The organism is Bartonella sp. AU18XJBT, assembly GCF_028618595.1.
Taxonomy (GTDB): Bacteria; Pseudomonadota; Alphaproteobacteria; order Rhizobiales; family Rhizobiaceae; genus Bartonella.
The window spans coordinates 1-8495 of sequence record NZ_JAQITE010000049.1; the positions used below are offsets into that span (position 1 = coordinate 1).

The 8495-nt window shown below is 43.4% G+C and carries 11 protein-coding genes and 1 pseudogene; 8 read left to right on the plus strand and 4 right to left on the minus strand.

The window, feature by feature from the left end:
- On the plus strand, positions 1-324 hold a 324-nt coding region (locus PVV60_RS08810), incomplete at its 5' end, for a phage antirepressor KilAC domain-containing protein (protein WP_273724365.1).
- Entirely contained in the window at positions 321-602 is a 282-nt protein-coding gene (locus PVV60_RS08815; RefSeq protein WP_273724367.1) for a hypothetical protein, read from the plus strand. The genes PVV60_RS08810 and PVV60_RS08815, both read left to right, overlap by 4 nt.
- Before the next feature lie 46 nt (positions 603-648).
- Here PVV60_RS08815 and PVV60_RS08820 read toward each other — a convergent pair whose 3' ends face one another.
- The 4 genes and pseudogenes from PVV60_RS08820 to PVV60_RS08835 form a co-directional block, all read right to left on the minus strand.
- Positions 649-945, minus strand: coding sequence for a HigA family addiction module antitoxin (locus PVV60_RS08820; RefSeq protein WP_004861504.1), 297 nt, complete (start codon positions 943-945; stop codon positions 649-651).
- A 44-nt stretch (positions 946-989) separates the two neighbouring features.
- Positions 990-1196 (minus strand): annotated as a pseudogene (locus PVV60_RS08825) (toxin-antitoxin system HicB family antitoxin); the annotation flags it as partial.
- Between the two features lie 36 nt (positions 1197-1232).
- Entirely contained in the window at positions 1233-1505 is a 273-nt protein-coding gene (locus PVV60_RS08830) for a BrnA antitoxin family protein (RefSeq protein WP_273724370.1), read from the minus strand.
- Positions 1492-1791, minus strand: a complete 300-nt coding sequence (locus tag PVV60_RS08835) for a BrnT family toxin (protein WP_273724372.1) — start codon at positions 1789-1791, stop codon at positions 1492-1494. Before PVV60_RS08835 ends, PVV60_RS08830 begins: the two co-directional genes overlap by 14 nt.
- Positions 1792-1867: 76 nt before the next feature.
- Here PVV60_RS08835 and PVV60_RS08840 point away from each other — a divergent pair, with 76 nt between their 5' ends.
- From PVV60_RS08840 to PVV60_RS08865, 6 genes are all read left to right on the plus strand, one after another.
- A complete protein-coding gene (locus PVV60_RS08840; protein WP_273724373.1) occupies positions 1868-2416 on the plus strand; it encodes a hypothetical protein in 549 nt (182 codons plus the stop codon).
- Positions 2397-3086, plus strand: coding sequence for a phage baseplate assembly protein V (locus PVV60_RS08845; RefSeq protein ID WP_273724375.1), 690 nt, complete (start codon positions 2397-2399; stop codon positions 3084-3086). Before PVV60_RS08840 ends, PVV60_RS08845 begins: the two co-directional genes overlap by 20 nt.
- The gene (locus tag PVV60_RS08850; RefSeq protein ID WP_273724377.1) at positions 3083-3424 is read left to right on the plus strand and encodes a GPW/gp25 family protein; all 342 of its coding nucleotides are present in this window, start codon (positions 3083-3085) and stop codon (positions 3422-3424) included. Before PVV60_RS08845 ends, PVV60_RS08850 begins: the two co-directional genes overlap by 4 nt.
- Positions 3421-4248 carry a baseplate J/gp47 family protein gene (locus tag PVV60_RS08855; protein ID WP_273724379.1) on the plus strand — a complete coding sequence of 276 codons (828 nt, stop codon included), beginning with the start codon at positions 3421-3423 and terminating at the stop codon, positions 4246-4248. The genes PVV60_RS08850 and PVV60_RS08855 overlap by 4 nt, the downstream gene beginning before the upstream one ends.
- Positions 4248-5354 carry a phage tail protein gene (locus tag PVV60_RS08860; RefSeq protein WP_273724381.1) on the plus strand — a complete coding sequence of 369 codons (1107 nt, stop codon included), beginning with the start codon at positions 4248-4250 and terminating at the stop codon, positions 5352-5354. Before PVV60_RS08855 ends, PVV60_RS08860 begins: the two co-directional genes overlap by 1 nt.
- A 1-nt stretch (position 5355) precedes the next feature.
- A partial coding sequence (locus PVV60_RS08865) for a DUF4815 domain-containing protein (RefSeq protein WP_273724383.1) occupies positions 5356-8495 on the plus strand: 3140 nt, incomplete at its 3' end.

An 8495-nucleotide genomic window follows, 5' to 3' on the forward strand; every position in this document is an offset into this window, starting at 1 on the left:
ATTGCAGAATTAGCACCAAAAGCAGAAGCTTTGGAAGGCTTAAAGCGTTCTGATGGTTTGTTCGGTCTCATTGAAGCAGCAAAGATGTTAGAGGTACGACCTAAGGATTTAACGGATTACTTGCGTAAACATGATTGGGTGTATCGACGAGCGCCAGGAGCGCCTCTGTTGCCCTATCAGGATAAGATCAAGAAAGGATTCATGGATTGCCCTGCTATCACCATTCAAAGACCGGATGGTACAGAAAAGGTGCTCCCTTCAACGAAAATCACATCTAGAGGATTGGCATGTTTGAGAGAACAAATCCATGGAGGTGTACAATGAAGAAGATAGATACTAACTTCTTATGCGATTTGTGGATAGCATTATCTCAATTTTCTAATGATGAAAATGTGAGTGACAAAGATTGTAGTGCTCTGGTTCAAACTATGAATGCGGTAGAAAAAACTTTAATTTTAAAGCTTCAAAATGACGTGCCTAATATTACAAAGATTTTGGCAATCCTTACAGATTTTGGAGCTTCAGAGTTACCGCATAGCATGGATTCTTTGTTGCGAACTTATGAACCAAATTTAGAGAGCCCCATTAAAAAGGTTGCTTAATTAAAAAAACACAACTCCCCTCCCCGTTCTCAAGATGGGGAGGTGGTTAAACCCTACATTCAAATTTATTGATTTTGGCAAATTCATCTGCTTTTTCAGTTTGTAAGATACTAACGTCATAAGCAGCTTGCATGTTAAGCCAAAATTCAGCAGTAGTATCAAAAAAATAGGCTAATCTTAGTGCTGTATCGGGAGTCACTGGACTATTTTCAGCAACAATACGTTCTATTCTCGTGCGTGGAACATTTAATGCTTTTGCAAGGGCATAAGCAGAGAGAGCATATTCTTTTAAATATTCCTCTCGTAAAATTTCTCCGGGATGAATCGCTATATAATTTTTCATCTCGACCTCCTACAGATCAATGATAATCTACGATTTCAACTTCATTTGTCATGTGACAAAGGCACAGGAACTTCTTCTCCGTTATGCTGCATGTCCTCAACAACTTCTGAAACAAGGTCCATAATGCCTTTTAAAGCTTTCTCTGCTTGAGCATCTAACCATGAAAGGGATGGGAATTCTGCACACAATCCGACATATTCTTCATCTTTTGGTGACCACAAAACACGATACATATAATGATTATTGTTCATGCTTTATCCTTTCTGTTATTTTCTATAAAGGATAGACTAACCACGATGACTTTTTCGTAAATCCTGTTCAATCAAATGCCTAACATAGCGTGTGTAAGGAATAGCTTGATTTTTAGCTTTTTCCTTTAAAGCCTTCATAAGCGCTTGAGGCAACCGAATGTTGATAGACGCTTCTTTAGGTAAGAATTCAAAATGAACAGGCTTAAAACCAGTTAAGTCATAATCTGTAAGATCAGCAGTATCAACAAAGTTTTCTGCTTCCTCATCTGTCTTAAAAACGGGCATTTGTTTTAATTTAGAGGTTTTCATAAAAATCAATCTCCTTTTGGTGCATATAACGAGCGCTAATAGGGCGTACAAACAGTTCGTTCTCTATTGTTCTTAAGGTAAAAACTAAAAAAATATATCGTTCATTATAGGTTCTTCCAATGGCTCTGAAACGTTCTTCTTCAACGTTTGGGTCGTTCTTTATGACGAGATTTCCAGGTTCAGTGAATAAATACTCAATTTCTTTTTTAGAAACTCCATGTTTAGCACATTTGGGCCAGTTACCATCATCCCAATTTATGCCATGAATTTTGATATTTATTGTCATAACGAATGTATATCAAAATGTATCCACAAATACAATAAAAATAATTAAATATCAATTTGTTTGAACAGGAGCGTTTATGCATCCGCGAGAGACGATAAGGGAAAGCTTTGTTGCATTGATTAAAACAGCAAAGACGGCAGCTGGTGACAATGTTTTCAATATGCGTGATTTCAACTTTTCCGTTGAGAACACGCCTGCAATTAATATCTCAACACAAAGTGAAACAATTGAAGATGGCTATGATTATGGAGTAAGGCGACGCGTTTTAACGGTGGATGTTGAATGTTATGCGACATGTGAAGATGGAGCGCGTTTTGTTGACCAATTAGCATGGGAAGTGGAGGAGATTTTCCATGCCAACCCCAATCTTAACAACATTGTTGAGACATGCCGCCTGCAAAATATTGCTTTTGCCTTTGGCGATAATGGCGCTCTAGCACTCCATGGTGCAATTTTAACCTTTGAAGTCATTTATGTGACAAATATCCCCAACATGGATGAAGAAGAAGGCAGTGTAACAGCAAGGCTCGTTGAACCTTTCTTAAGCTTTGAACCAAAAACAGGCGTAGGAAACGAGGATAAATACCATAAAATTGAAGGTGGACATGTTAGAGCGGCGCGATAAAGAAATCACAGATCTAAAGAGACGTGTGGCCAATATGGTTGTGGTGGGAAAAATTAGCCATGTCGACCATAAAAACGCACGCTATCGGGTAAAAAGTGGCAATCTTGTCAGTGACTGGATTCCAGACACCCAAGCCCGCGCCGGTAAAACACGCTCTTATGAAGGGCGCGATATTGGAGAGCAAGTGGTTGTTATCGCGTCATCCGGAGATTTATCACAAGGGGTGATTGTTGGCTCCATTCATACCGATGCTAATCAAGCAGCCGATAAGGGCAGCATTCACCGAACGATATACCCTGATGGAACCAGCCTTGAATATGATGATGAACAAAACACTTATGGAATTCACATCAAATCCGGTGGAAAATTTATCCTGACAATCGCTGATGGTGTGTCACTAAAAGGTGATGGTGGCAAGCTAGAGCTTACGGCACCGGAAGGTATAAAGATTGTTTCAGAAAACGATATAAATTTAAACGCAAAAGGCAGCATCTCTTTGAAGGCAGGTGGTGGCGTTTCACTGAATTCGAATGATAGTCTCTCTCTTCATTCTGGGAATAATGTTTCCATTCATTCAAGTGGACTAAAGCATAACGGTACCAATGTAGGAGCAACACATGTTCATGGTGGTGTTTCCCCTGGCGGTTCTATGACAGGAGGTCCCAATTGAACAGTGGAATGGACCGCACAACAGGAAAGCCATTAACCGGCATTGATCATTTGCGCCAATCAATACTTGATATTTTGTCAACACGGATTGGTTCGCGTGTAATGCGGCGTGACTATGGTTCACGCATTGCTGAACTTATTGATGCACCGGTTAATAATGCTTTTGCTGTTGCTCTTTATGCTGCTGTTGCTGAGGCTTTAGACAAGTGGGAACCGCGTTTTAAACTGAAAAAAATTGATTTTAAAATGGTTGAGGCTGGACAAGTTTCTTTGTCCTTTGAAGGCATTTATTTGCCATCCGGCAAGCCCATTACCATGGAAGGATTATTGATAAAATGAATGGAGTGCTTGCAAAACCGGAAATCATCACAGAACTTTCTTTTGAGGAAATACGCGCTGCTGCTCTTGCCCATTTAAAAGAGCTTTTGCCGGAATATACCCTTCTTGAAAGTGATCCGGCTGTAAAAGTCATAGAGGCTTTTAGCTATCGAGAGTTGCTTTTAAGACAGCGTATTAACGAAGCGGCACGCAACAACATTCTTGATTTTGCAACCGGTGAATCTCTTGATGCTTTAGGAAACTGGCATGGTCTTGCCCGCATGGAGGGTGAAAGTGACGAGAGATATCGTGAACGCATAGAGCTTCATGCCCGTGGTGGCAATGGGAGCGGGACAGAGCCCTATTACAAGCTTATCGCTCTCTCAAGCGATAGTCGTGTTAAGGATGCGATTGTTTACCGTAAAGGCAAAGACCCAACTATCTATGTTGCTCTTTTTGGCAACAATGAAGAAGGAACAGCCTCTGAAGATCTCATACAAACAGTTTCAGAAGCTCTTCACAGAAAAAATATCATCATGACCAATGATACAATCATTGTTCACGCTGCTGTCAAAAAAGTGCTGGATTTAGAAGCAGATGTTTGGCTGTTACCAGAAACATCTTTGAAAATTCTCACAACAATGGAAACAAATTTAAGAGCAGCATGGAGACAAGAACAAGCCATTGGTCGTGAATTAAGTTTGTCGTGGTGGATTTCAAAACTCATGATTGCTGGTGTCCAAAAAGTGATCGCCATTACACCAACAAGGGACAGTACGGTTTGTGATGAAGAAGTTTTATCGATTGGAAAAATCACCTTAAACTTCAAAGGGCGTGCGCGCTAATGGTTGGTTCCCTCCTTCCCACAAACGCAACAGAATTTGAAAAGCGCCTTGCTGATGCTTGCGATTTTCATCAAGATATTGATGGTTCTGTTTTGGGGATTTCACGCGCAAAACTGATCACACGCCCTCCCCGTTTCTTGCCGTGGCTGATTGAAGAATATGGACTTGGTGAACTCACACCTTATGTTCCAAACCTCTATGATCTGATTGACCAAGGGCTTGCATGGCAGAGGATACGTGGCTCCCTTGCGGCAATAGAGATGGGTTTGAGATGGCTAGGGATTTCTGCATGCTTTCAACCCGCCTGGACGGGGCGCGCATGGTGGAATTCCTTTCAACTGTACTTTGACAGCCTCCCTAAACAAAGCAGCCTTAAAGCCATTGAAGCAATCACAGATCTCTCCAAAAGTTTGCGCTCTGATTTTCGCCGTGGTGTTGCGGGGTATGATGTGCAAGCTTTGGAAGCCAATATGTCACGCCTTGATCACAGCATGCTGGACTTCGAGAGTGGCGTGCGCTTAACAGCTGGAGGCACACTGTTTTCCTTTGGACGCACAACAGAAATAGAGTGCGTTCTCACAAGAGAAGAAGGCAAGCTTATTGGCAATTGGATTGATGATGGGGATGAGGAGTTAAGCTGGAACCAAATTGATTACCCATGGGATTTGGCGAATTTTCCTTGGTGTTCGGTCAAAAAACATGAACGCGATATCCTTATGGCAGAATGGTTCCAAAACCGTCCCCTTTATTTGGCTTTAAGAGACGCAAACAACACTCTGATTGGGTTTCGCCGATGCTATGCTGTAGCGCCTGTAGAGCAGGTTTTAGAGGGTGTTTACAACCATTGTGGCAACAGATTTAACCCTTCCCCAACCGGCACTTTGTTGTTTCTGGCAGCCCGCACAGACTTTCATGATGTTGAGGACAAACAAGCCGCCTCTGTTTCCCTTCTCGTTCATGGCTCTCTTACACAACAAACCCCTCCTGGAAAACTTTGGTTAGGGGCTCATGAACTGCGTGGTGGTGTAGAAATTCTCAAAACACCGGTCAACATTCCTTTGCGTGCTGATGTTCGCGAACAATTCAAAATTTTATTGAGGTTTTAACATGAAACATGAAAGCGGTTTACCTTTTGCAATTGATAGATCCGTAGGCAAAGATGAACAACAAAGCGTGGTGTTTTATGGACAGCGTCCCTTCATTCAAAGTGGTGAATTGAATGAAATGCAAACCATCATCAGGGGGCGTCATGACCGTTTGGGACGCCTTGTGGCTAAAGAAGGAGACCGTGTTGAACGGGCTGATGCCTTTGTCAACAAAGACACAAAAACCGTTACCTTAACAGAGGGCAAGATTTATATCGCAGGCGATATCTTTCCCGTCTCAAATGCTGTCTTAGAGAATATTTCCATGATGGGGCGCGTGGAAATTGGTGTCAAGCTACAAAAGAAATGGGTGACCTATGAAGATGATCCAGAGCTGTTGGGGCAAGTTGCCGGCAGCTTGGCAGAAGGAGAGCCCGGTGCCGCACGAGAGACTGCAAAACTTGTTTGGGCTCTCAAAGAAGATAACCAGCAAGGGACTTTCTTTCCGGTTTATATTTTGCAAGATGGCGTTCTGATTGATCAAAAATCGCCCTCACTGCTTGAACCAGCCATGCAAGCCATTGCGACGTACGACCGCGCCCATGGGCATTATATTGTGAGTGGTTGCCGTGTGAGCGCATTGGGACAAAACAACGGTTGCCAAGTCTTTAGTATTCAAGAAGGAGAAGCCAATATCAATGGCTTTAAACGCAAGCGCTTAGCCGCCTTGCGCCATGAAGAGATGCAAGATTTTTCGACAAGCGTTGTTCCAAGCGAAACGCATATTTTTGCGCCTCCAAAAGGAAAAACAAGTTTTACCTTTAAACCCTATTATTTTCCTGTTGCCGATATTCAGTCACTTTTGTTGACAAAAGAAAAAACCGTTAACGTCACCCGCGGAGCTGTTACCGCAGGGCGTGATGGCGTTCCCGATAAAAGCATCACCGCGTTTATCAAAGTCGTTCAAGGAAGCAAGGAATTTAAAGAAGGCACAGATTTTAAAAAAACCGGAGACACCATTGATTGGGCACCCGTGGGAAACGAACCTTTAGCGGGAAGTAGCTATACGGTGACCTACCGATACCGCGCTAGCATAAAAGCGGATAAAGTGACAGCACAAGAAATTACCGTATCCGGTGGAGCGCAAGGTGGTGATATTATTGTCAGTTACACTTACAAATTGCCCCGCATTGACCGTATAGGACTGAACACAGGGGGTAATGTGGTTTACATCAAAGGTATATCAGTAGACCACCCCATGGCACCCAGTGTCCCTGAGGATGTGTTGTCCCTTGCAACGATCACCAACAATTGGCTTGAAACGCCGGTAGTGGTTAATGATGGCACACGGGTTGCGCCTTATGATGAGATGTGGCGCTATTTTCAACGGGTGCTTTCGCTTGACCGTCTCATGCAATTAGAGCGCATTAAAAGCAATGTGGACTCTAAAGAGCCTGTTGCCAAAAAAGGCATGTTCGCTGATCCCTTTCTTGATGATCGTTACAGAGATGAAGGTTTTCAACAAACGGGGGCTGTAGGCAACGGCATTTTGCAGCTTGCCATTGACCCAACATTCTATACTGCTCCTTTAAAAGCGCCTGTCACCCTTGACTGGACAAATGAAGTGATCATTGCGCAAGAGTTGACAACGGCTTGCGAAAAAATCAATCCTTATCAAAATTTTGCGACCTTACCTGGTACAGTAACCCTTGACCCCGCGACAGACTTTTGGCACGAACAGCGCACCGATTGGCTCTCTGGTGTCACCAATCAGATCATCATGGGGCAAAACCGTGGGAAAAGCATTCGTAACACACAAGTGCATGATGACTTGGTCAATGCACATCAAGAACAAATCGATTTTTTAAGACAAATTACTCTTCACTTTAAAATTGAAGGTTTTGGCAAAGGGGAACAGTTAAAAAGCTTCACCTTTGATGGTGTGAATGTCTTGCCGAATTATCCCCTTTTTGCCAATTCTTATGGCACCTTTGAGGGCACTTTTAAGATTCCACAAAACATTACGGCTGGCACAAAAAATGTTGTGGCACGGGGAAAAGGGGGAACCATTGCAACGGGGCTTTTTACCGGTCAAGGTGTGATTGATGTAAAAGTGATGCGGCGCACCACCACGGTGAAGATATGGACGCAAGTGGACCCACAAGCGCAGGTCTTTACCCCCGATGAAACACGGCAAATCACAGGAATTGACTTTCATCTTTGCAAAATCGGTAATCAAAACCATGATCTGGTGATTGATTTGGTCACTACTGAAAATGGCTATCCGACCGCCGATATTCAAGCGCAAAGCTTTTATTCTATGAAGGGCGCAAAGCTAGGGTGGGCAGAGGCACGCTATGATGTACCACTCCTTGTCCCCGATGATCGTCTCACCGCTTTTGTACTTAAAACCGATGATGCTGATCATTCTGTCTCCTTGGCAAAGCTTGGGGATTTTGATGCAGAACACCAGAGATACGTCTCAAGCCACCCTTACGTGACCGGTCCACGCTTTTCTTCTGTCAATGCGCAGACATGGACCGCCCATCAAGATGAGGCTTTAGCCTTTCGAGTGCTAGCCGCACGCTATACACAAACAGAAAAAACCATTGATCTTGGCACTTTTGATCTTGTGGACTGCTCTGATTTACAAATACGTGCAGCCATTGAATTGCCTTCAAGCGATTGTTCTGTCATCTTTGAAATTGAACGAAACAACGGCACGGTTTATCAACTCCTTCCCTTTCAATTGCTAAGCCTTACTGAATATATCAGTGAAAAGGTAAAGCTTCGCGCCATTCTCAAAGGCACCGAAAAGCTCTCACCCGTCTTGTTTGCTCCTGTGCAATTGATTGCAGGAAAGATTCATAAGGAAGCCAATTATGTCACCCGTGCTTTTGCCTTTGGTGAAAAGGCAAGGTTAACGAGTTATATCAAAACCTTCTTGCCGGGTGGTGCAACCTTTACACTCGAGATGCAACTGGATGATGGTGCTTTTGTTCCTCTCACATTAGACGAAACAGAACAACTCGCTGAACCGCTTTGGACAGAACGCAAATTTGTGAGTGGTGACAAAAGCGCCAAACAAGCGCGCTTGAAATTGACCCTCACCGGTGGACCGGCGGCGCGGTCCATGGTGAGCGATTTTGGCGCCGGCATATT